Source organism: Abyssibacter profundi (assembly GCF_003151135.1).
Lineage (GTDB): Bacteria > Pseudomonadota > Gammaproteobacteria > Nevskiales > OUC007 > Abyssibacter > Abyssibacter profundi.
The window spans coordinates 1-24,350 of sequence record NZ_QEQK01000006.1 but is presented as its reverse complement, the minus strand read 5'-3'; the positions used below and the strand labels follow the sequence as shown (position 1 = coordinate 24,350).

Sequence of the window (24,350 nt, the reverse complement as noted above, 5' to 3'; positions counted from 1 at the left end):
CATTGTAACGCGCCGCCCTTCTGCGACCCCAGAACGGATCGTCAGGCGGCGCGGGGCGGCCAACCGCCGTATGCGGCTAGCGCGTGATGCTCAGCATCAAGTCCAGCGCGGCCTTGGCCGGCTTGGCGACCTCGGCGGGGACCTGGATGCGGTTCACGACCTCGCCGGCCTGGATGGACTCCAGCGTCCACGCCAGATGCTGCGGGTCGGTGCGGAACATGGTCGAGCACATGCAGACCGTGGGCGACATGAACTGCACGGTCACGCCCTTGGGCTTCATCTCGTCATGCAGTCGGTTGACCAGGTTCAGCTCGGTACCGACCAGCCAGTGACTACCCGGCTCGGCGGCGCGCACGGTCTTGAGGATGGTTTCCGTGGAGCCGACATAGTCGGATTTCTGGCAGACCTCAAAGCTGTTCTCGGGGTGACTGATGACAAACCCCTGCGGATGCGCTTCGCGGAAGCGGTCGATATGACCCGGCTGAAACATCTGGTGCACCGAGCAAAAGCCCTTCCAGAGAATCATCTTGGCGTTCTTGATCTGCTCCGGCGTCAGCCCGCCCATGGGGAGCATGAAGTCCCAGACGACCATGTCCTCCAGCGCAATGCCCATGTCGTAACCGGTATTGCGCCCCAGATGCTGGTCGGGGAAAAACAACACCTTCTCGCGTCGCGAAAAGGCCCAGTCCAACACGCCGCGGGCATTCGATGAGGTACAGACGATGCCGCCGTGCTCGCCGCAAAACGCTTTGAGGTCAGCGGCCGAGTTGATGTAGGTCACCGGCGTGACCTGCTCGTCCGGATCCAGCACCGACTGCAATTCGGCCCAGGCGCGGCGCACGTTGCGCAGGTTCGCCATATCGGCCATGGAACACCCAGCTGCGAGATCCGGCAGGATCACAACTTGGTTGTCGCGGGTCAGAATGTCGGCCACTTCGGCCATGAAGTGAACACCGCAGAACACGATGTACTGCGCATCCGATTCGGCGGCCATGGCCGACAGCTTGAGCGAGTCGCCACTGACGTCGGCATGCGCAAACACTTCGTCGCGCTGGTAGTGATGCCCGAGGATCATCAAGCGATCCCCCAAAGCGGCTTTGGCCGCACGGATGCGGGCGTCGCACTGCTCGTCGCTCAGTGCCGTGAAAGAGTCCAATGCAAGCGCTGTTGCTGCCATGGTGATCTCCTGTGGCGCTGATGTTGCGCCAAACTAACAAAGCCCCCCGGCCTTGGCCCAGGGGTGTCAAGGCTAACGTGCGGTAACCGCTTCCTCGTCGGATTCTTCCGTGTCTTCATCGACCACCGGCTCGATGGTCACGGTTTCCGTGGCCTCGACAATGGTGTCGTCTTCGCCGGTGGTGAACCGGGCAGTCACAATCGACTGACCCGCTTCATTGACCAGCGGGAAGAAACGATTCGCCGTCAGGAACGTGTTGCCAAACCGTGCCACGTCGGTGTCGTCGGTGGACCAGCCAGCGCTTCGCGTAATGACCTGCTCGAAGGCACCATCATCGAAGCTGCCGGTGGCGACGAAGTCGAGCGTGTCGCCAAAAGCCACGGTGGGCGTATCCGGGGTGATGTCCAGCGAGGTCAGCACGGCATCGACCACCGTCACGTCTTGCGGGGCGGAGGTCATGCCGGTGCTGAGATCGATTTCCTCGCCCTCTTCCGGCTCCTCGGCCCCGAAGGTGGCGGTCACCTGGACCGGACCACCGGCGGCCAGCGCCAACACCAGGCTGGGCGCGGTGCTAAAGGCATCCACCAGCACGACTTCTTCATCCGAAGACGTGAAGATCACCTGCCCATCCAGATCCTGCTCATCGCCGTTTTCGAACAACGCAAACGGATACATGAACTCGGTGGTGCCGGTCACCAACTGGGTGGAACCCTCATACTCGCGGCGCAGTTCCAGCGTCTGGACCGGCGCCACCCGCACGACTGCCGTGGCACGTTCCTCACAGAAGTCCAGCACGGCAACCGCCTGGCGTTCGCCGGCAGCCAGACCATCGACGCGCCCGGCGTAGCTGCCGTCGGCGCGTTGGACATACTCGATCTCTGCGACGTCCTCGTTGGTGTCATCGAATGACCAACTCGCACGGATGCTCAGGTCCAGTTCCTCGCCGTCCTCGTCACCGACGGCCCGCAGAAAGCGAAACGCACCGATGGCGGTCGTCGACTCGGGCACATCAATGGCCAGACCATCCAGCGCATCGACGACCACATCAAGGCGGGTTTCCAACCCTGCGAGTTCGGCGAACACCGATGCGGTACCGGGAGCCACCGGCACCAGCACACCCGACCCGAAGGTGCCACCACTGCTCGGGGCTTCGATGTCGCGGTTACTGACGCGCACGACCGACTCGTCCGTGCTGCGCCAGGTCACCCGATCCGTGAAGTCACCGGCGCGACCGTTGGTGAACTCGGCCAACGCATTGAGCTGCACGATATTGCACTCGGTGGCCTCCAGAATGCCGTCCTCGCCCTGGGCGATGCTCAGTGATTCCGGCGCATTGCCCTCACCCAGGCCTTCGCAGCCAGCCAACCCGGTGACTGCCAGTGCGGCGGCCAGGACGATCTTATGATTTCGCTTGCTCACGCGTTCGATTCCTCAGTCGGTTTCGGGCGCAGTCGCAGGCCCAGCTCACGCAGCTGAGCGGGATCGACCGAGCCCGGCGCCTGGGTTAGCAGGCAGCTTGCAGTCTGTGTCTTGGGGAAGGCGATCACGTCGCGAATGGTCTGGGCGCCGCTCATCAGCATGACCAGTCGATCCAGACCGTAGGCAATGCCGCCATGCGGCGGAGCGCCGTGGCCCAAGGCCTCCAGCAGGAAGCCGAACTTGGCCGACGCTTCCTCCTCGGAGATGCCGAGCACCTCGAAAACGGCCGCCTGCATGTCCGGGTCGTGAATACGCACCGAACCGCCGCCGATCTCCACCCCGTTCAACACAAAGTCGTAGGCCTGAGACATGGCCGCGCCGGGATCGTTCTTCAGCGCAGCCGGGTCGGGATCGGCCGGGGCCGTGAAGGGGTGGTGCAGGGCCTGCCAGCGGTTCTCGCGCTCGTCCCACTCGAACATCGGCCAGTCCACCACCCACAGCGGGCGCCAGCCATCCTCGTTCAGATCCAGATCGCGACCGACGGCCAGACGCAACGCACCGAGTGCATCGCAGACCACCGTAGCGCGGTCGGCGCCGAAGAAAATCAGATCGCCCGTTTCGGCAGCGGTGCGCTCCATGATGCCGGCCACCGCATCGTCCGACAGGAACTTCAGAATCGGAGACTGCAGGCCGTCACGGCCGGCTGCGGCATCGGCCACCTTGACGTACGCCAGACCCTTGGCGCCGTACCGGCCAACGAACTTGGTGTACTCATCAATCTGCTTGCGTGACAGGCTCGCCCCGCCCGGCACGCGCAGGGCAGCGACCCGCCCCTTGGGATCCTTGGCCGGTGCGGAGAACACCTTGAATTCGGCATCGGCGACCAGATCGGCCACGTCGACCAGTTCCAGCGGGTTTCGCAGATCCGGCTTATCCGAGCCATACCGACGCATCGCCTCGGCGTAGCTCATGCGGGGCAGCGGATCGGGGAACTGCACGTCCAGCACCTCGGCGAACAGGCCGCCGATCAGGCGTTCGTTCAGCGCCAGGATCTCGTCCATGGTCATGAACGAGGTTTCGATATCCAGCTGGGTGAATTCCGGCTGCCGGTCGGCACGCAGGTCCTCATCGCGGAAGCAGCGGGCGACCTGGTAGTACCGGTCGAAGCCGGCAATCATCAACAGCTGCTTGAACAGCTGCGGGGACTGTGGCAAGGCGAAAAACTCACCGGGATAGGTGCGGCTGGGCACCAGATAGTCGCGGGCACCTTCCGGGGTCGAGCGCGTGAGAATCGGCGTCTCGACATCCAGGAAGCCTTCCTGATCGAGAAACACCCGCAGGAAGGTCGACACCCGCGAGCGCAGTCGCATGCGCTCGATCATGGCCGGCCGGCGCAGATCCATATACCGGTGGCGCAGGCGCACATCCTCGCCTGCTTCTTCGTCGTCGAGCGGGAATGGCGGTGTCTGGGCCCGCGACTGGACCGTTAGGGCGGTGGCATAAAGCTCCACCTCACCGCTGGCCAGCTTGTCGTTCACCGTCCCCTCGGGCCGGCGGCGCACGCGCCCCGTCACGGTGATCACATACTCGGAGCGCAAGCGCTCGGCCTCGCCGAACACCGCCGGATCATCCGGATCGAACACCACCTGCAGCAGACCTTCGCGGTCGCGCAAATCGATGAAGATCACGCCACCGTGGTCGCGACGGCGGTGAACCCAGCCGGAAACCGTGACGGTGGTGTCGAGTGCGGCGGCAGTCACCTGCCCGCAGTAATGCGTTCGGTACATGGAATGTCTTGGTGTTCGGCGCGCTGGCGCCCATGCGAAAAGGCCGGCGATTCTACCGACCGGGGGTGGCGGCGTCGATGCGCACCGGCGCAGGCTCCGCGCCCTCCGGTCGCAACGCCCCCATCGAGATGATCAATTGCAATGCCGCCTCGACCGGCATGTCCAGCGGCACCAGCTCGTCCTCGTCAGCCATCACGACGAATCCCGAGGTCGGATTGGGCGTCGTCGGCACATAAACCGTCGCCATGCGTCGCCCGGTGTGCCGATTGATTTCCGACGGCGCCTGCCCCGTGCGAAACCCCAGCGTCCAAAGCCCCTTGCGCGGGTACTCCAGCATCAGCACCTCACGAAACGCATTGCCCTTGTCGGAAAACACCGTCTCGGCAACGCGCTTCATGGACTTGTAGATGCTGCGGATCAGCGGCAGGCGATCCACGACGGATTCCCCCACGCCGAGCAGCTTCAGCCCCACCCAGTTCGCGGCCAGCGCGCCGGTCGCCAGCACGATGATCAGGCTGAACAGCAGACCCAAGCCGGGTAGCTCGAAGCCCAGCCAGCGCTCCGGCTGCCAGGCGGCGGGCATCCAGGCGATGGTCTGATCCAGCAAGTCCACCAGAAAGCGAACCGCCAGAATCGTGGCGACAATCGGCAACCAGATCACCACGCCGGCCAGCAGCCAGCGCTGGAGCAGCCGTCTCACGCCGCGCTGGAGGACGACGACGTGCTGGACTTGCTGGACGCTGTATCTGAGCCGCCGGATGCGCTCCCGTTTCCGCCGGAGGCCGACCCGCTGGACTGCCCATCGCTGGCCAGATTGCGCTTGCCGCCCGACTTGAAGTCAGTCTCGTACCAGCCGCCGCCCTTCAGGCGGAAGCCCGCGGCCGAGACCTTTTTTTGGAGCGATGCCGCCTCGCAGGACGGGCAGTCACTGAGCGGATCGTCGGACAGGCGCTGCAGCGCCTCGAGTTCATGGCCGCAGTCGCGGCAGATGTATTCGTAAATCGGCATTGTTGTTCTCCACACCCACCGATGGGCGCTCGCAATATGGGGGCCACCGTGTCCGGTTCCAAGAGCCTGCGCCACCTCCCCCGCCTGCAATCGGTGTGTGGCGCCAGCGCGCATGCAACTTGCTGACCTCGCTGGACCGCTCTAGAGTCCGGTGACATAGGACAAACAGCGGCATCAGACCGCCAGTCCGATACAAAAAACCGGGTTCGATTCAGCGAACACCGGCACAAGGAGGAGACAGAGATGGGACAGGTGTATCTGTCGTTTGGCGCGTGCGGCCTACGCTTGGCCGCCGGCGTCGGGGTGGGGGTTGTGCTGGCGTTTCCTGCCCAGGCACTGCAATTCAATTTCGACAAGCTGTCGGCGACCATCAATACCTCGATGGAAGTGGGCGCACAGTGGCGCATGCAGGACCGGGACAGCCGCCTGGTCGGCAAGGCGAATCTGGACCCGGAGCTTTGCCGCATTTCGTCTTGTCAGGGCCACAGCAACGGTTTCGATGCAAATGGAAACCCCGAACCGGGCCTCGGCATCATCGGCGAGGGTCCGGACCGCAACCAGCGCGCGGTCGACGCGCCCGGGGCGTTCTCGATCAACCACGACGATGGCAACCTGAACTTCGACAAATACGACGTGACCCAGGGCCTGGTGAAACTGGCCCAGGACATCACACTGACCTTCGAAGCCTTCGACCTGGATTGGAAGTTCTTCGGGCGCTACCACGCCCACTACGACTTCGCGAACTACGATCGCCCGGAGTTCCACCCCAATCGGATCACCCAGAACGCGATCAACAACAACCCGGATTCGGGCCTGTTCCCTGACGACGACCCGCCCAACCGCCGCCTGGGTGTGGGCGAGCCGGTGTTCGTCGAGCGTAACGACCGGCAGCAGGAGCAGATCGGGCTCGGCTACCAGCTGCTGGACTTCAACCTTAATACCCGCCTGCCCTTCATCGGCGACCGCGACCTGGACGTCACCATCGGTCGGCAGCTCATCAACTGGGGGGAATCCACCTATCTGGCGATTGGCTCGCTCAACAGCTTTTCGTCTATCGACGTCAATGCCTTCATGCGACCGGGCTTTCTGAACATCGAAGAAACCTTCCGGCCGCTGGGCGCCGTGTCGTTCAAGACCGACCTGACCTACGACATTGGCATCTCCGCTTGGTATGGCTACGAATGGGAGCCTGCCGCAATCCCGCCGCCGGGCTCGTATTTCTCATTTGTCGACCTGGACACCAACAATTCGGCGGATTCCATCGCCATCAACTTCGGCAAGACCGCCGAAGACCCGCTGGGTCTGGCGCTGGGCAACCAGTCACTGCTGGTGGCGCTGGCCGAGACCGGCGCCACGGCCGAACTGCTGCCGCAGAAGGAAGCGCGTGATGGCGGCCAGTTCGGCCTGTCCATGTCGTTTTATTTCCCGGACCTGTTCTCCGGCACCGAGCTCAACCTCTACTACGCGCGCTACCACAGCCGCCTGCCTTTCCTGTCCGCATACGCAGGGAGCATTGGCTGCCTCGACAACGCCGTGCCGTCTGGCAGTCAAGTCCAGGACACGCTGGCCGTGTTCACCGACTGCCCGGAGGCCCACACCGAGTCCGCTCTGTGGGCCATCCAAACCGGTGGCGACCCGGCCAACGATCCCAACGGCGGGGCTCCCGAACAGGACACCAACCGCCAGACCGACCCCGAGGGCTATGCCCAACCGGGCGTAGGCGGCACGGCCTACCCGCTGGACACGGTGAAATTCCAGCTGGAGTACCCGGAAGACATCGACATGATGGGCTTCTCGTTTAATACGGCCATCGGCGATGTCTCCTTCCAGGGCGAGTTCGTGTATCGACCCGAAGACCCGCTGCAGGTCTCGACGGTGGATGTCGGCTTCTCGGCTTTGCAAACCGTTTTCCCGGCCGGCTGCTCGGCTGACCCCACGGTGTGCACGCCAGGCAGCGCCGAAGATTTTCTGGATGTGTCACTCCCAGGCGTTGGCAGCACGGTGACCACCATCACCGGCCGCTCCTTCGTCGGCCCGTCGTTCCTGCTGGACTATCGCGGCGTACCCAACCACTCCTCCATGGACGGCGGCATCCAGCCGGGTGACTACATCCGGGGCTATGAGCCCTTCCAGACCATTAACTGGATTCTGGGCGCGACCTACGTGCTGGGCCCGGACAACTGGTTCGCAGCCGATCAGATCATTCTGCTATTCGAGCTGGGCGGCACGCATATTCTGGACCTGCCGCCGCTGCATGAATTGCAGATCGAAGCGCCCGGCCAGTTCACGCATGCCTCCGCCGGTGCCGACGGTTCCGGTGCGGACGGCAATCTCGACGGCCTGGCCAACAGCGGCTGGGTGGGGCCCTCCGGTGCTCGCTTCAATCCGCGTCAGGCCGACCCGAATCACTGGACCAGCGCCAACTCGTTCGGCTACGACATCATCGCCATCATGCGCTACGAGAGTGTCTTCCCAGGCATTAGCTTCGAGCCGGTCCTGCTGGCCAAGCATGATGTCTCCGGCATCTCGCCTGGTCCGGGCGAGCGCTTCGTGCAGGGGCGTCAGCAGTACTCGGTCAATGTGGAGATGCGCGTCAAGAACGCGCTGTCGTTTACCGCCGGCTACCAGTGGTTTACCGGCGCGAAAGAAAACAACGTGCTGCGCGACCGCGACTTCGCTCAGCTGGGGGCACGCTACCGCTTTTAAGCACCCCTTCCATACCGTGTCTGCGAGCGGGCAGGCGGTCTGAGGCCAGACCGTCTGCCCGTTTTTGCATGCGACACCACGACCACGGCCGGCGCGGGCGACCAGCGGCGTCATCTTGATGGCCGCGCCTCGCGCCTGCCTGAACCACCGTACATTCAGCCACTTTGGCCCACAGCCTCCGCCAATCCGCCCCACTCAAATGACTAGGCGTCACCTTTGATCCACCCCAGATGCTTGAGCGAATCTGAACGATCGATTAGGTTTCACTGACTACCTGTGCGGTCATCGCCATTGACACGCCGGGAGAACCCCAGTGGTGACGGTCGACATAAGGCCCCGCCGAACAATCAAGACGCCAGAGCCGGGCCCCTACCCGGCCACGAGACGCGTGCGACAGGATGGTCAGCGCGACGGAGACTTCAAGGATGCTCAAGCTGCATGGGCCCCAGGGCCGGGGATGGAACGCGACGGCAGGTTTCGCAGGATTGGGATGCCTCTTACTGGCGGCACCCAGCCAGGCGCTGAAAATCGATTTCGGCGAAATCAGCGGCACGGTCAACACGACCATGGAGATAGGCGCCCAGTGGCGCATGCAGGACCGCGACAGCCGACTGGTCGGCAAGTCCAATCTCAATCCCGACCTGTGCGCCTTGTCCTCCTGCCAGGGCCATAGCAATGGCTTTGACGCAAACGGCAACCCCGAACCCGGCGTTGGCGTGGTCGGCGAGGGCCCGGCCCGTAACCAGCGCGCGGTCGACGCGCCGGGCGTGTTTTCGGTCAATGCCGACGACGGCAACCTGAATTTCGACAAGTACGACATGACCCAGGGGCTGGTGAAGATCGCCCAGGACATTTCGCTGGATTTCGAAGCGCTGGGGCTGGACTGGGAATTCTTCACCCGCTACTACGGCCACTACGACTTCGCGAACTACGACCGGGCGGAGTTTCACCCGAACGTCATCACCGAAAACACCATCGCCAACAATCCACATGCGGCCCCGCCCTTCGGGCCTGGCGGCACCGGCAACACGCGCCTAAGCCGCGGTGAACCCGTGTTCGTGGAACGCAACGATCGCCAGCAGGAAATCGTGGGCATGGACCTGGAACTGCTGGATTTCCGACTGGCCACACGCCTTCCATTCTTTGGCGACCGTGACCTCAACGTCACCGTGGGGCGCCAGCTGATCAACTGGGGCGAGTCGACCTACCTCGCGGTGGGTTCGCTCAACACCTTCGGTGCGCTGGACGCCAACGCGCTGAACCGCCCGGCCTTCCTGAACATCGAGGAAGTGTTCAAGCCACTGGGCGCCGTGTCCTTCAAGACCGATCTGACGTATGACATCGGCATCTCCGGCTGGTACGGCTACGAGTGGGAGCCCGTCGTCATTCCGCCACCGGGCGCGTTCCTGTCCTTTATTGACGTGGATACGAACAACTCGGCGGACCACGTATCCATCGGATTCGGCAAGACGCCCGAAGACCCGCACGCCCTGGCCATCGCCAACCAGGGCCTGTTGTCCGCCCTGGCCGAGACCAGCCTGACCGCAGAGCTGCTGCCGCAAAAAGAGGCCCGCGACGACGGTCAGTACGGCCTGGCGTTGTCGATGTACCTGCCCGACCTGCTCACCGGCACGGAGCTGAACTTCTACTTCGCCAACTACCACAGCCGTCTACCCTTCCTGTCCTCGTATGCGGGCAATGTCGGCTGCCTGGAGAACGTGGTACCCAGCGGCAATCAGGTCCAGGACACGCTGGCCCTGTTCACCGCCTGTCCCCAGGCGTCGTTGGATGCGGTCCTTTGGGCGATTACCTACGGCGGCGACCCGGCCAATGACCCCAACGGCGGCCCCGCCGAGCAGGACACGGGCCGCAGTGCCGGCGGCACGGCCTACTCTGACCCCGGCGTCGGCGGCACGGCCTACCCGCTGGACACCGTGAAGTTCCAACTGGAATACCCCGAAGACATCAAGCTGTTCGGGATGTCCTTCAACACGGCGGTGGGCGAGGTCTCGCTACAGGGTGAGTTCGTGTATCGCCCCAATGACCCGTTACAAGTCTCCATCATCGATGTGGGCTTCTCGGCACTGGCCAACCCCTTCCCTTCGGGCTGTGCGGCCGATCCCACCGTCTGCACACCCGGCGGTCCGGAAGATTTCCTCGATATTTCCCTGCCCGGCGTTGGCTCGACCGTCACCACCATCACCGGCCAGGATTTTGTCGGACCAACCTACCTGCTGGACTACCGGGGTGTGAGCGGCTACTCGGGTGACCCGAACGGCCTGCAGCCCGGTGACTACATCCGCGGCTACGAGGAGTTCCAGACCATTAACTGGATTCTCGGCGCGACCTACATCATGGGCCCGGACAACTGGATTGGCGCCGACCAGATCATCTGGCTGTTCGAGTTGGGCGGCACGCATATTCTCGACCTGCCCGACCTCGCGGAGCTGCAAATCGAAGGGCCCGGCCAATATACCCACGCCTCGGCGGGTGCGGACGGCTCCGGCGCCGATGGCAACCTGAACGGCTTGGCCAATAGCGGCTGGGTCGGCCCGTCGGGTGCGCGATTCAACCCCATGCAGGCCGATCCGGACCAGTGGGTTTCGGCCAATTCCTTTGGCTACGACATCATCGCCATCGTGCGCTACGAAAGCGTCTTCCCCGGCATCAGCTTTGAACCCGTGTTCCTGGCCAAGCATGATGTATATGGCATTTCCCCCGGCCCCGGCGAGCGCTTCGTGCAGGGCCGCCAACAGTATTCGGTCAATGTCGAGATGCGCGTGAAGAACGCGCTGTCGTTCACGGCCGGCTATCAGTGGTATACAGGGGCCAAGGAAAACAACGTGCTGCGGGATCGCGACTTTGCCCAGTTGGGCGCGCGGTACCGCTTCTGATCGCATCGCGTCGCCCGCATTCGCGCGATGCGGCGGCACGAACAAAAGAATAGAGACGAACGGCTCGCCCGCAGGCGGCCAACGACGACTTCACTGGAGGAGTGCTTACATGCGTTACACGCCCATGATTCTCGCTGGGGCTTTAAGCCTGGCCGCCCAGCCACTGCTGGCCAAGGTGTCGCCCGAAGAAGCGGCCAAGCTTGGCAAAGAACTCACCCCCATTGGCGCAGAGCGCGCGGGCAATGCCGACGGCACCATCCCCGAATGGACGGGGGGTCTGCCAGCGCTGGACATCGACGAGCCCACGCACTGGGAAGACCCGTTCCCGGACGACAAGGTCTTGTTCACGATCACCAAGGACAATGTTGATCAGTACAAGGACAAGCTGACCGTCGGCCACCTGGCGCTGTTCAACGCCTACGGCGACACCTACAAGATGAACGTGTACAAAACGCGGCGCTCCTCGGGCTTCCCGGAGGAGTACTACGAGTACACCAAGAAGAACGCGACCAACGCCAGTCTGGAAGGCACCGACCTGCTGCTGGGCGCCGAAGTGGGCTTCCCCTTCCCGATCCCGAAGAATGGCGCGGAAGTCATCTGGAACCATCGCCTGAAGTACCGCGGCAAGGCCATCCAGCGCTTCAACAACCAGTTCATCGTGCTGCCGGACGGCTCCTACACCCAGTCCACGCTGCGTGAGGATGTGCTGTTCCCCTACGCGAACCTGTCGGGAGACCACACGGTCATCGACGACAAGGACGACGTGACCATTTACTACGTGGCCGAGATCCTCTCCCCGCCGCGTAATGCCGGCCTGTTCCTGATGGCCTGGGAGCATGTGGACTACCGCAGCGCCTGGCTGTACCCGCCGGCCCTGCGCCGCGTGCGTCGTGCGCCCTCGGTCGCGTATGACAATCCGTACGAAGGCACCGACGGCAACCAGTTCTACGATCAGGTCGACATGTACAACGGCGCCCTGGATCGCTTCACCTGGAAGCTGGTGGGCAAGAAGGAAATGTACATCCCGGTCAACTCGTTCCGCATGAACGAAGCCGGCGTGAAGTACGACGACGTGATCGGCAAGAGCCACATCAACCAGGATCTGCCGCGTTACGAGCTGCGCCGCGTCTGGGTGGTGGAATCGGACCTCAAGGAAGGCACGACGCATAAGTTCGGCAAGCGCCGCTTCTACGTGGATGAAGACAGCTGGAACGTGGTCGCCGTGGACTGCTACGACACCCGTGGCAACCTGTGGAAGGTGCAGGAAGGCCATCTGATCGTCGAGCGCAACCTGCCCGCCTCAACCACGGTGCCGGAAGTGATTTACGACCTGCAGGCCCGGTCCTACTTCGCCACCGCGCTGCGATCCGAGGACGAGCCCAACAACCCCTTTGTGGACTACGACACGCGCTTCTTTGACCCGCGTGAACTCAAGCGCCGCGCCACGCGCTAGCGCCTGACAAGCCCGGCGGATGTGCATGCATTCGCCGGGCTTTTTACTGCGGGCCCGCCCGCTCGATCACAAGAACAAGACCGACTCACCGGGAGAAACCACATGCGCTGCAACTGGCTTGCCGCATTGCCCCTGGCCTGCTGCACCCTGGCATGGGCCGCACCGCAGGACGACCCCATCCAGCCGCATCCGGCCATGTTGTCGGAACTGGCGGATCAATCCATCGTTACCGACATCGGCCAGGCCGGCAACACGCTGATCGCCGTGGGCGAGCGTGGGCACATTCTGCGCTCCACCGACGGCAAACAATGGACCCAGGTGGAATCCCCGGTCTCGGTGATGCTCACGCGCGTGCATTTTGCCGACGAGCGCACAGGATGGATCGGCGGCCAAGACGCCACCGTGCTGAAAACGACGGACGGCGGTCAAAGCTGGTCGCTGCTGAACTACCAGCCCGAGCTGGAGCAGGCAATTTACGACCTGCACTTTTTCGATGCCGACAACGGCTTGGCCGTAGGTGCCTACGACCTGTTCTGGCGCACCGATGACGGCGGCGCCAGCTGGACGCCGGTCGACTCCCCGGTCGGGCAAGGCGAGCTACATCACTACTCCATCACCGAACTGGCGGATGGCACGCTGCTCATCGCCGGTGAACGCAGCATGCTCGCCCGCTCCACCGACCAGGGCCAGACCTGGGAACGCGTGGCCAGCCCCTACTTCGGCTCCTACTTTGGTGCCGTGCCCAATGGCGACACGGGGGCCATCATCTTCGGCCTGCGCGGCAATGTGTATCTGCTGCCGAATGTCGCCAACCTGCCGACGCTGGAAGGTGACGAGTACGGCGAGTATCCGCTGGGCGAGATTCCTGATGGCCAGGTCACCCAGCTGAGCTTTGGCGGCACCGACTCGCTGTTCAACGGCATCGCCACCGACACCGGCGCGCTGATGGTCGGGGTCAACGGCACCATCGTGGAATACCGCAATGGCCAGTCGCAGCTGACGCGCGTGGATGGCGGCGGCTCGGCCGCTCTGGGCGATATTCACTTGCTGGCCAACCTGCGCGCCCTGGGCGGCGAAACAGGCCTGAACCACATCGACAGCGGACGCTAAACGCCGCGATATTGGCCGCGCACTGACGCGGCCGGAGCTGGGAGAACACAAACATGGCGACGACTTCTGCGTCCAACAGCGGCTGGACCGACCGCATTCTGCGAGTGGTGGAACCGCTGGTCTATGGCAAACGCTGGGTGGGGATTACCTGGCTGACGATTCTGACGGTCCTGCTGAGCTATCAGGCCCTGCAACTGGAGCCGGATGCCGGCTTCGAGAAATCCATCCCGCTTGAACACCCGTACATGAACGTGTTCAAGCAGTACCAGTCGGACTTCGGCGGCGCCAATACGGTGCTCGTGGCGCTGCTGCAAAAAGACGGCAGCGACATCTACAACGGCGAGTTTCTGGAAAAGCTCAAGTTCGTCACCGACGAGGTCTTCTACGTGCCCGGCAACGACCGCCGGCGCGTCACCTCGCTGTTCACCCGCAACGTGCGCTACATCGAGGTGGTCGAAGGCGGTCTGTCTGGCGCCAACGTGGTACCGGCCGATTACCAGCCCACCCAAGCCAATTTCGACCTGATCCGCACCAATGTGGGCAAGGCCGACATCATCGGCCGGCTGGTCACCGAGGACGAATCGGGCGCACTGGTCCAGACCGAGTTGCTGGAATTCGACCCGCAATCTGGTGAGAAGCTGGACTACCGTGCTGTGGCTGCCGAGCTGGAGCGCATTCGTGGCTCCATCAACAGCCCGCGCAAATGGGAGTACCGGCTAAAGCAGCCTGTGGCCCAGGAAGATGCCGGCACCGTGGTCGCCACCAAGTTCAGCGAGCCCGGCAAGATGGACCGTTGGTTTGGCAAAACCACGGTGGTCAGCGCCAATGAAGACGGCGTGCCGATCACTGTTGAGGTCAACAATCGCGATCTCGACATCGTGGAGATGGAGAACGAGAACTACTCCGAAACCGTCTCCGTCCACATCATCGGCTTCGCCAAGATCATCGGCGATGTCACCGACGCCACGCTGGAAGTGGTCGGCTTCTTCCTGCTGACCCTGCTGATGACCTTCGTGCTGCTGTGGGGCTACACCTCATCGCTCAAGCTGGCGTTTTTGCCGCTGGCCTGCTCCATCGTGGCGGTCATCTGGGAGTTCGGACTGCTGACGACCGCCGGTTACGGTCTGGACCCCTTCGCGATTCTGGTGCCGTTCTTGGTGTTGTCGGTGTCGGTGTCGCACGGCGTGCAGTACGTCAACGCCTGGGTGGATGAAATCGCCGCCGGCAAGACCAGCTACGACGCCTCGCTGGAAACCTTCCGCCGCTTGGCGATTCCCGGCACTACGGCACTGATCACCGACGTCGCGGGCTTTGCGACGATTTACCTAATCCCCATCGACATTATTCGCGAAATGTCGCTCAACGCCGCCTTCGGTGTGGCCTCCATCATCATCACCAACAAAGTGATGATGCCGATCTGGCTGACCTACGTGTCGATTGGCGACGTGGACAAGTTCCAGGCCAAGCAGGCCAAGAAGGAAGCCCTGCTCGCCGGCCTGTTCCGGTTCCTGGCCAAGATCACCCGCCGCGGCCCGGCCATCGTTACGCTATTGGTCTGCGCCGTACTGCTAGCATTTTCGCTCTACAAGTACCCGGATCTGCAGGTGGGCGACGCGCAAAAGGGTGTGCCGGAACTACGGCCCGACTCGCGCTACAACCAAGACTCCGCCGCCATTGTCGAAAACTTCGACCTGGGCGTGGACATCCTCAAGGTCGTCGCCGAAACGGACCCCGAGGCCTGTCGCTTCTACCACACGATGGAGCAGGTGGATCGGTTCCTGTGGACCATGCAAAACACCGACGGCGTGCAAACCGCATTGGGCCTGCCCACCTACATGAAGCTGGTCTATTCGGGCTTCAACGAGGGGCACATCAACGCGCGCATCCTGCCGCGTAACCCCAATGCCATGGCGCTGCTGCTATCGCAGTTCCCCTCCTCCACCGGGCTGCTCAACAGTGACTGTTCGGCCATGGCGATGTTTGTCTTCACCGAAGACCACAAGGCCGGCACGATCAAGCACATCGTCAACGCCGTTGAAGCGTTTAACACGCAGAACGCCGAACGGTTCGCCAACGATCACCCCGGCACCGACTTGGCCGTCTGCGAGGAGAAAACCCAGCTCATCCGCCAGGCCGGCCAGACCGCGCTGGACCTCAAGCTGCGCAACGACCGCCTCGTTGCGCTCGATGCCAACAGCGAAGAGGCCAAGCGACTCAAGGCAGAGGCAGAGACGCTGCAAACCAAGCTGGGCGAACAGCGCGAGCAGATCAGCGCCATCGACTCGCCCTGCCCCGTTAACTTTGCGCTGGCCACCGGCAACGTCGGCGTGATGGCGGCCACCAACGAGGTGGTGGAAGAACAGGAGCTGCAAGTCGTGTTTTGGGTCTACGTCGTCGTGATTCTGTTCCTGTGGCTTAGCTTCCGCACCCTGGCCGGCGTCATCTGCGTCGTCGCCCCGCTGTCGCTGGTTTCGATCATGGCCTACGCCGTCATGGCGATGACCGACATCGGCCTCAAGGTCGCCACCCTGCCCGTGGTCGCACTGGCCGTCGGCATTGGCGTGGACTACGGCATCTACGTCTACGCCACTTTAGTCGACGGGATCGAACGCGGCCTGTCGCTGGAAGAAGCCATGTTCGAAACGCTGAACAAGACCGGCAAGGCCGTGCTCTTCACCGGTGTTGCCCTGGGCGTGGGCGTGGGCACCTGGCTCTTCTCCGCCCTGCAGTTCCAGGCCGACATGGGCCTGCTGCTGGTGTTCATGTTCACCGCCAACATGTTTGGCGCCATCTTGGTGCTGCCGGCGCTGGCGCGGTTCCTGACCAAGCGGTCGGATGGGAGTAAGCCGGCATAGCGGCCACCGCCTGAACGCAAGACGGCGTGACCAAGGTCACGCCGTTTTCTTTAGGGGGTCCGAATCGTCACAAAGGCCTGCTAGACTCCGGCCCAGTTATTGCACTGCAACGATGGCAGTGGTTCAAGTCCGCCAGCGCGCCTCCCCGGCCGCAAACTAAGGGCGGGCAGATCTCTCAAGCGCAACGGATAAGAGCGTAGTGAAAAAAGCACTGATTACCGGCGTCACCGGCCAGGATGGCGCCTATCTCGCCGAACTTTTGCTGGAAAAAGGGTACGAGGTTCACGGCATCAAGCGTCGCGCCTCCTTGTTCAATACCGACCGAATTGACCACCTGTACCAGGACCCGCATGAGAGCAATCGGCGCTTTGTGCTGCACTACGGTGACCTGACCGATTCGACCAATCTCATCCGCATCGTGCAGCAAATCGAGCCGGACGAGATCTACAATCTCGGTGCGCAGTCGCATGTGGCCGTCTCTTTCGACAGCCCTGAGTACACCGCGAACGGCGACGCACTCGGTACATTGCGCCTGCTGGAAGCCATCCGCATTCTAGGATTAACCGACAAGACCAAGTTCTACCAGGCGTCGACGTCGGAGCTGTATGGGCTGGTGCAGGAAATTCCCCAGAAGGAAACCACGCCCTTCTACCCGCGTTCGCCCTATGCCGTCGCCAAGCTCTACGGCTACTGGATCACGGTGAACTACCGCGAAAGCTACGGCATGTATGCCTGCAACGGCATTCTGTTCAACCACGAATCACCCATTCGCGGCGAAACCTTCGTGACCCGCAAGATCACGCGCGCCATCGCCCGTATTGCCCTCGGTCTGCAGGACAAGCTGCACCTCGGCAACATGGATGCGCTGCGCGACTGGGGCCACGCCAAGGATTACGTCGAAATGCAGTGGATGATGCTGCAGCAGGACACGCCAGAAGACTTTGTCATCGCGACCGGCGAGCAGCACTCTGTGCGTGAGTTCGTCCAGCGTTCTGCCGCTGAGTTGGGCATGGAGATCGAGTTCTCCGGTGAAGGCGTTAATGAAATCGGCACCGTCACCGCAGTGACCAACCCTGAACTGAAGGTGAAGCCGGGCCAGCAAATCGTTGGCGTGGACCCGCGCTACTTCCGCCCAGCAGAAGTCGAAACCTTGCTCGGTGACCCGACCAAGGCCAAGGAGAAACTCGGCTGGGTGCCCAAGATCAGCTTTGAAGAACTGGTCAAGGACATGATCACCTCCGACTTCGAGCACGCCAAGCGTGACCGCCTGGTGACCGAAGCGGGTTATCGCGCGTTCGACTACAACGAGTAAGCCCGGTGAATCCTGAGTCAAAGATCTATGTAGCCGGCCACCGCGGGCTGGCCGGGTCCGCCATTGTCCGGGCGCTCAAGCGCAAGGGTTACAACAACCTGATCACGCGCACCCATTCAGAGCTGGACCTGACAGACCAGCTTGCAGTGCAAGCCTTCTTTGAAGCCGAGCAGCCGACACACGTCATTCTGGCCGCCGCCAAGGTTGGAGGCATCCACGCCAATGACACCTACCCGGCTGAGTTCATTCGCGACAATCTAGCAATCCAGACCAACGTCATCCATTCGGCCTGGCAGTCGGGAGTGGACAAACTGGTGTTCTTGGGCTCCTCGTGCATTTATCCCAAGTTTGCAGAACAGCCGATGCGAGAGGATTCTCTGCTAACGGGGCCTCTAGAGCCCACCAACGAGTGGTACGCCATCGCCAAGATCGCCGGCATCAAGATGTGCCAGGCCTATCGCAAGCAGTACGGCTTTGACGCCATCTCGTTAATGCCGACAAACCTCTACGGACCTGGCGATAACTTCAATCTTGAGAACTCGCACGTCCTGCCCGCCCTGCTTCGCAAGTTCCATGAAGCCAAGCTCAATCACGACCCGCAGGTTGTGATGTGGGGAACGGGTTCTCCAAAACGCGAGTTCTTACATGTTGATGATCTGGGCGACGCCGTTGTTCACCTAACCGAACACTATTCAGACAGTGACATCGTCAATGTCGGGGTGGGAACGGATGTATCGATCCGCGAACTGGCCGAGCTGGTCAAAAACGTCGTCGGGTACGAGGGTGACATCGTCAACGACACCAGCAAGCCAGACGGCACGCCGCGAAAGCTTATGAATGTTGACCGACTATCTGAACTGGGTTGGTCCGCCGGTATCAGCCTCAAGCAAGGTGTGGAGAATACCTACGAATGGTTTCTCCAGAACAAGGACAGCTACCGCAGCTAACCTGACCTCGGCTGTTCATACCTTTCCAACCACTCAGGACCTCATCGTTGAGTAAGAAAGCTCCCACCTCAGTTGGCCGCGTCGTGGCAATTACAGGCGGATCCGGATTTATCGGCGGACATCTCCTCGACGCCCTTATTGCCGACGATACGGTCTCTCGTATCTATGTAATGGATATCGCACCGACCACACGCTGGTGCGAAAAAGTCACGTTTGTTTACACCAACCTAGCTCGAGACGTTCAGTTCGAACCCCAGCAGAAGATCGACGTGGTCTACCATCTCGCAGCTGTTTCAAGAGAACCTGGCTTTGAGTGGAACGAGTACTTCGATATCAACTACGAAGGCACCCGCCGTTTGCTCAAGTGGGCATCCAAACTCGACATCAAGAACATCGTGTTCACCAGCACGGGGATGGTGTTCAAAGCCGGCCCCTTTCACCGAGCCCCCAGCGAGGTTCCGTCCGCTGACACCGCCTATGGAATCTCAAAGGCGCTCGCCGAAGAAGCCTTGTCGGGGTGGCAGCAATCCAAACGTGGCCGCCACGTCGCCGTCGTGCGACCCGGCGCTGTTTTTGGGAGGGGCTGCGGAGGTAATTTTGTCAATCTACACCGCGCTTTGCGTTTGGGCACCTTCGCGTACATCGGCGGACCGGATACGGTCAAAAGTTGCATCTACGTGAAGGATCTCGTGGCGCTGATGCGAGGTGCCGCCGAACTGAAGGGCTGGCATGTGCTGCATGGCACCTACCCGCAGGCACCAACCATAGGAGAAATCTGCAACGCGTTTTGCAAGGTCTTCGGCTGGACACGCGTTATTCCTACCGTGCCACTGAACCTCGCGCTCCGTGCGGCAGCCCCGCTTCAAATGCTTAACGAACTTGGATTTTCTAATCCCGTACACAAACGGCGTGTTGAGAAGCTGCACTATTCCACAGATATTGACGGCAGTGGGTTACTTGAGCTGAATCTCGCGCCTACGCATTCCCTCGTCGAGGCGATCCAAGACTGGCGGGATGAATGTGCTCCCGCTGACCCACACTGAAGCTGGTTGCCTAATCAAGCAGCCAGCCACGAAATAGCAGGACGACTCCGTATGAAGATACTCATGCTCTCCCTGTACTTTTACCCAGACCAAACTGGCGTACCCAAGTACTCCGGCGAAATGGCTAAATGGCTTGCCGACGCCGGGCATGACGTCACCGTGATCGCCGGCGTCCCACACTACCCGGACTGGAAGCGCGCGCCTGGCTCTCCCTTACTACGCCCCAAGACTGAACACTGGGGCAATGTGACGATCCATCGCGTGCCTCACTACGTGCCCGGAGATGGAAAGATCAGCACCATTAAGCGCATGCTGATTGATGCGTCCTATCTAGGGGCCGCTGGAGCCAAACTTGTCGAGTCGACGCTCAAGCGCGAAAAATATGATGTTGCAATCGCGATCTGCCCGCCCCTCTTTTCAGGCATCTTGGCGCTCGCCAAGCGGCTTCTAGATGGAGTGCCTTGGGTGTTCCACATTCAAGACTTCCAAGTCGATGCGGCGATGCGTCTTAACCTCCTGAACATCGGTCCAGTCGGGCAAATTCTGTATCAAATGGAAGGCGGTCTCCTCAAGAGCGCCAATCGCGTGACATCCATCACCGATGCCATGTGTCGACGCGCAGTTGCCAAAGGCGCCACTAACCAGCGTGTGATCGTTTCTCCAAACTGGGCTGATGTCAAAAACATCAAGCCAATGCCGCGTGACAACGAATTCAGGCAGGCGTTTGGCGCGGGAGAAGACAATATCGTCGCACTGTACGCAGGCGCAATGGGTGCGAAGCAAGGGCTAGACCTTGTCCTCGATGCCGCCGAACGATTGGTCGCCGATACCCGATTCAAGTTTGTGATGGTGGGCGGTGGCCCTGAATGGCGACGCCTCTGCACCGAGTCCGGCGAGCGCGGCTTGAGCAACATCCAGTTCGTGCCGCTGCAACCCATTGAGAAGCTCCCTGCCTTGCTTGCAGCTGCCGATGTCCATCTGGTCGTGCAAAAGGCTGAAGCCGCAGACATTGTGATGCCATCCAAGCTCACGAACATCCTAGCCTCTGGACGGGCAACCATCGCGACGGCTAATCAAGGCACCGCGTTGTCCGATGCCATCGAGCAAAGCGGTGCAGGGCTCGTTATTCCGCCCGAGCAGCCAACGGAACTCGTTTCTGCGCTCCAGACACTTGCAGACAGCCCGGAGTCGACAAAGGAAATGGGTATCAAGGCCCGGGCATTTGCGGAAGCGACACTGGACCGAGATGTCATCATGCGCGCCTTTGAGCAGGAATTGAACACGATTGCAGAGTCTGCATCCGAGCACCGACGCTGGTTACTGCCTTAACTTATTGATATTTGGATTCATAAACACCCCATGAACATCAGCATCTTTGGCTCAGGCTATGTTGGCCTAGTCACCGCCGCCTGCTTTGCAGAAGCCGGCAACGAAGTCATCTGTGTCGATATCGACGAAGCCAGAATCCAAAAACTCACCGAAGGGCATTGCCCGTTCTACGAGCCCGGGGTCGATGATCTTCTCAAACGAAATGTCGAGGCTGGCCGACTACGGTTCACCACAGACGCCAAGGCTGCCATCGATCACGGCCTGTTCATCATGATTGCCGTAGGCACCCCACCGGACGAGGATGGCTCTGCAGACCTCCGCCACGTTCTCACAGTCGCACGGACGATCGGTGAGCACATGAAGGAGTACAAGGTCGTGATCACGAAATCCACTGTACCGGTGGGCTCGGCAGAACACGTGCGTAGAGCGGTGAACGAAACGCTGTCATCGCGCAGCGAGAACATCGAGTTCGATGTGGTCTCCAACCCTGAATTCCTTAAGGAAGGCAGCGCAGTTGAAGACTTCATGAAACCTGACCGGACGATCGTGGGCGTCGACAACCCGCGTACCGGTGAATTGATGCGCGCGCTTTACGCGCCGTTCAACCGTTCCAGAGACCGCGTGATCGTCATGGATATCGCTTCGTCAGAACTGACGAAATACGCAGCCAATGCAATGCTCGCGACCAAGATCAGTTTCATGAACGAACTGTCCAACTTGGCAGACCGTGTTGGCGCCGATATCGAAGCCGTTCGCAAGGGTATCGGCTCCGACCCCCGCATCGGTTACAAATTCATCTATCCAGGCGCTGGCTACGGCGGCTCCTGCTTCCCGAAGGATGTGTCTGCACTCTCCAAGACCGGAGAACAGGTTGGGTACAACATGGAACTGGTGGATGCCGTCAACGCCGTCAACCACCGTCAGAAGCAGGTTTTGTTCGACAAAATCAAAGCCTACTTCGGCGATCTCAGCGGCAAAACCATCGCCATCTGGGGCTTGGCGTTCAAGCCAAATACAGACGATGTCAGAGAAGCCCCTGCTCGTGACCTAATGGAAGCGCTCTGGGGGGCTGGTGCAGCCGTTCGTGTTCACGACCCTGAGGCGATGGATACGATTCGTGCGTGCTACGGTGAGCCGGAAAATCTCACCTATTGCAACTCCCCTGCTGAAGCAACCCAAGGTGCAGACGCGCTGGCCATTCTCACGGAATGGAAGCTCTACCACAGCCCGAATTTTGAGCAACTTGCCGAAACGCTAACCGCCAAGGTCATCTTCGACGGAAGAAACCTGTTTGATCCAGCGGTGGTGACGCGATTTGGCCTCGAATACCACAGCATTGGTCGCCCTGTGGCCAAACCTGATTAGCAGACACTGCGGATAAAAAAAAGCCGGCGAAAGCCGGCTTTTTTGTTAGATGGCGTCCCCAAGGGGATTCGAACCCCTGTTACCGCCGTGAAAGGGCGGTGTCCTAGGCCTCTAGACGATGGGGACAACTTGGTGGAGCTAGGCGGGATCGAACCGCCGACCTCTTGCATGCCATGCAAGCGCTCTCCCAGCTGAGCTATAGCCCCGTGAAGCGGGGCTTAGTATAACGAGCTTCTACGCCCGTTACCACACTTTTTTGTCCTTTAGGCGACCTTGTACTCACGAAGCAACTGCTCCAGTGGGACACCACCCGCGCGGTGCTGCTCCCAGACCCAAGCATCCTCAACGATGCTACGTAGATCAGAGCGTTTCGGGCGCCAACCCAACTTGCGCATAGCCGCTTCGGGGTTAGCAACCAGACTCGGTGGATCACCTGGACGACGAGGCCCGTAGGCAACGGGGATCTCACACTCAGACACTTCGCTCGCCGCTTCTACAACTTCTCGAACAGAGTGACCACGGCCTGTACCAAGGTTGAATGCACCTGAACTACAGCCTCCGAGTAAAGCCCGGTAGCCCAGGTAGTGGGCCTCGCAGAGGTCCTCAACGTGCAAAAAATCTCGCACGCAAGTGCCGTCCGGCGTCCCCCAATCGGTACCATTGACCGTCAAACACCCACGCTTACCCAGTGCAGCATGCAGCGCATTTGGGATTAGATGCGTCTCTGGCTCGTGCCGCTCGCCGAGCCCTAGCTGTGGAGATGCACCTGACGCATTGAAATAACGAAACGACATGTACTGCATCCCATACGCCGCCTCGAAGTCGGGCAACGCCAGTTCGACCAGCCACTTGCTGCGCCCATAGGGATTCACTGGATGCTTCGGATGGCGCTCATCCAGAGGTATCTCGATGGGATTTCCATATACAGCAGCTGTAGATGAAAATATGAACCGCTTAACCCCAGCTTTCGCCGCAACTGACGCTAGACTCAGCGTGCGAGACGTGTTGTTCGAATAATACTCAGCGGGATCTCGTATGGATTCAGCGACACTGATAGAACCGGCGAGATGGATAATAGTGGTGATATCCCGGTCGGAGATCAGCGAAGAGACGAGCTCAGAGTCACCCATATCCCCACACACAAACTCCCCAAATTTGACGGCATCCCGGTAACCAGTGCTGAGATTATCCAAGGTCGTAACATTGAGCCCTTTACGCACAAGCAACGCCACCATGTGGGAGCCGATGTAGCCAGCCCCGCCCACGACCAGTACGCTATCCATTTATTTCGTGATTACTTTTGGTGATCTATGGCCTTCAATATACCGTAGGCCGCGCACTCCCACACCTCAATTTTGTGCGCTGCATCACCGTAAGCTTCCCCAAATCGAAGACAGGTAGTAAGTAGAACTTTCTGGCACATTGCCAGCCAGCAGGTTTGAAATGAAGAAGTCCCGATTCAGCGAGTCCCAGATTGTCGCAATTCTGAAAGAAGCGGATGCCGGCCTACCGGTCAAGGAGGTCTGCCGCAAACACGGCATCAGCTCACCCACGTACTACAAGTGGAAATCCAAGTACGGCGGCATGGAGGCCTCAGATCTGCGCCGCGTGAMGGAGCTGGAGGCGGAGAATGCTCGGCTCAAGCGGATGTACGCGGATCTGGCACTTGAGAACACAGCGATGAAGGAYGTCATCGCAAAAAAGCTTTAGGGCCGAGCGATCGACGCGAGGTYGCACGCTACATGACGGCCACTCACGACCTACCGGTCRCCGCGGCTTGTCGGTGTGCATCGCTCTCTCGGTCGGCCTATTACAACGAGCCCGATCACTGGACGGTCCGGGATGCCGAGATCATTGCCGTGCTGGCCGAGCTGGTCGCCGACCGGCCCAGCCGGGGATTCTGGAAGTGCTACAAGATCATCCGTCGTCGCGGCTATGACTGGAA

At 61.1% G+C, this 24,350-nt stretch carries 16 protein-coding genes, 2 tRNA genes and 2 pseudogenes; 12 read left to right on the top strand and 8 right to left on the bottom strand.

The features are described from left to right. Window positions 1-76: 76 nt before the first annotated feature. The 5 genes from nadA to DEH80_RS07730 all read right to left on the bottom strand — a co-directional run bounded on the left by nadA (window position 77) and on the right by DEH80_RS07730 (window position 5,391). Window positions 77-1,177 (bottom strand): quinolinate synthase NadA, encoded by a 1,101-nt coding sequence (nadA, locus tag DEH80_RS07750; protein WP_109719930.1) that lies wholly within the window; start codon window positions 1,175-1,177, stop codon window positions 77-79. Between the two features lie 72 nt (window positions 1,178-1,249). Then, a complete protein-coding gene (locus DEH80_RS07745; RefSeq protein WP_109719929.1) occupies window positions 1,250-2,596 on the bottom strand; it encodes a hypothetical protein in 1,347 nt (448 codons plus the stop codon). Further along, on the bottom strand, window positions 2,593-4,383 hold the full coding sequence (gene aspS, locus DEH80_RS07740) for an aspartate--tRNA ligase (RefSeq protein ID WP_109719928.1): 1,791 nt from the start codon (window positions 4,381-4,383) through the stop codon (window positions 2,593-2,595). The genes DEH80_RS07745 and aspS overlap by 4 nt, the downstream gene beginning before the upstream one ends. A 52-nt stretch (window positions 4,384-4,435) precedes the next feature. Continuing rightward, window positions 4,436-5,083, bottom strand: a complete 648-nt coding sequence (locus DEH80_RS07735) for a DUF502 domain-containing protein (RefSeq protein WP_109719927.1) — start codon at window positions 5,081-5,083, stop codon at window positions 4,436-4,438. Beyond that, a complete protein-coding gene (locus tag DEH80_RS07730; protein ID WP_109719926.1) occupies window positions 5,080-5,391 on the bottom strand; it encodes an FmdB family zinc ribbon protein in 312 nt (103 codons plus the stop codon). Before DEH80_RS07730 ends, DEH80_RS07735 begins: the two co-directional genes overlap by 4 nt. 243 nt (window positions 5,392-5,634) lie before the next feature. On the opposite strand from DEH80_RS07730, the gene DEH80_RS07725 reads away from it, so the two are divergent. From DEH80_RS07725 to DEH80_RS07680, 10 genes are all read left to right on the top strand, one after another. Further along, entirely contained in the window at window positions 5,635-8,097 is a 2,463-nt protein-coding gene (locus tag DEH80_RS07725; protein ID WP_109719925.1) for a DUF1302 domain-containing protein, read from the top strand. Window positions 8,098-8,522: 425 nt separating this feature from the next. Continuing rightward, complete coding sequence (locus tag DEH80_RS07720; protein ID WP_165831358.1) at window positions 8,523-10,991, top strand: DUF1302 domain-containing protein; 2,469 nt, start codon at window positions 8,523-8,525, stop codon at window positions 10,989-10,991. Between the two features lie 109 nt (window positions 10,992-11,100). Then, a complete protein-coding gene (locus tag DEH80_RS07715; protein ID WP_109719923.1) occupies window positions 11,101-12,444 on the top strand; it encodes a DUF1329 domain-containing protein in 1,344 nt (447 codons plus the stop codon). 102 nt (window positions 12,445-12,546) lie between these two features. Next, window positions 12,547-13,554 (top strand): WD40/YVTN/BNR-like repeat-containing protein, encoded by a 1,008-nt coding sequence (locus DEH80_RS07710; protein WP_109719922.1) that lies wholly within the window; start codon window positions 12,547-12,549, stop codon window positions 13,552-13,554. Between the two features lie 53 nt (window positions 13,555-13,607). Continuing rightward, on the top strand, window positions 13,608-16,409 hold the full coding sequence (locus DEH80_RS07705) for an efflux RND transporter permease subunit (RefSeq protein ID WP_109719921.1): 2,802 nt from the start codon (window positions 13,608-13,610) through the stop codon (window positions 16,407-16,409). A 199-nt stretch (window positions 16,410-16,608) separates the two neighbouring features. Further along, the gene (gmd, locus tag DEH80_RS07700) at window positions 16,609-17,721 is read left to right on the top strand and encodes a GDP-mannose 4,6-dehydratase (RefSeq protein WP_109719920.1); all 1,113 of its coding nucleotides are present in this window, start codon (window positions 16,609-16,611) and stop codon (window positions 17,719-17,721) included. A 5-nt stretch (window positions 17,722-17,726) separates the two neighbouring features. Continuing rightward, window positions 17,727-18,668, top strand: coding sequence for a GDP-L-fucose synthase (gene fcl, locus DEH80_RS07695; RefSeq protein WP_109719919.1), 942 nt, complete (start codon window positions 17,727-17,729; stop codon window positions 18,666-18,668). 47 nt (window positions 18,669-18,715) lie between these two features. Further along, window positions 18,716-19,711, top strand: a complete 996-nt coding sequence (locus DEH80_RS07690; protein ID WP_165831357.1) for an NAD-dependent epimerase/dehydratase family protein — start codon at window positions 18,716-18,718, stop codon at window positions 19,709-19,711. A 51-nt stretch (window positions 19,712-19,762) separates the two neighbouring features. Further along, window positions 19,763-21,040 (top strand): WcaI family glycosyltransferase, encoded by a 1,278-nt coding sequence (locus DEH80_RS07685; RefSeq protein ID WP_109719917.1) that lies wholly within the window; start codon window positions 19,763-19,765, stop codon window positions 21,038-21,040. A 30-nt stretch (window positions 21,041-21,070) separates the two neighbouring features. Beyond that, entirely contained in the window at window positions 21,071-22,405 is a 1,335-nt protein-coding gene (locus DEH80_RS07680; RefSeq protein WP_109719916.1) for a UDP-glucose dehydrogenase family protein, read from the top strand. A 50-nt stretch (window positions 22,406-22,455) separates the two neighbouring features. On the opposite strand, the gene DEH80_RS07675 is transcribed toward DEH80_RS07680, so the two are convergent. From DEH80_RS07675 to galE, 3 genes are all read right to left on the bottom strand, one after another. Then, a tRNA-Glu gene (locus tag DEH80_RS07675) sits at window positions 22,456-22,531 on the bottom strand. A gap of 4 nt (window positions 22,532-22,535) precedes the next feature. Then, window positions 22,536-22,611: transfer RNA gene (locus DEH80_RS07670), tRNA-Ala, on the bottom strand. 57 nt (window positions 22,612-22,668) lie between these two features. Further along, window positions 22,669-23,688 carry a UDP-glucose 4-epimerase GalE gene (galE, locus tag DEH80_RS07665; RefSeq protein WP_109719915.1) on the bottom strand — a complete coding sequence of 340 codons (1,020 nt, stop codon included), beginning with the start codon at window positions 23,686-23,688 and terminating at the stop codon, window positions 22,669-22,671. A gap of 160 nt (window positions 23,689-23,848) precedes the next feature. On the opposite strand from galE, the pseudogene DEH80_RS07660 reads away from it, so the two are divergent. Further along, a pseudogene (locus DEH80_RS07660) lies at window positions 23,849-24,106 on the top strand (transposase); the annotation flags it as partial. A 41-nt stretch (window positions 24,107-24,147) separates the two neighbouring features. Then, window positions 24,148-24,350: pseudogene (locus DEH80_RS07655) on the top strand (IS3-like element ISXac4 family transposase); the annotation flags it as partial.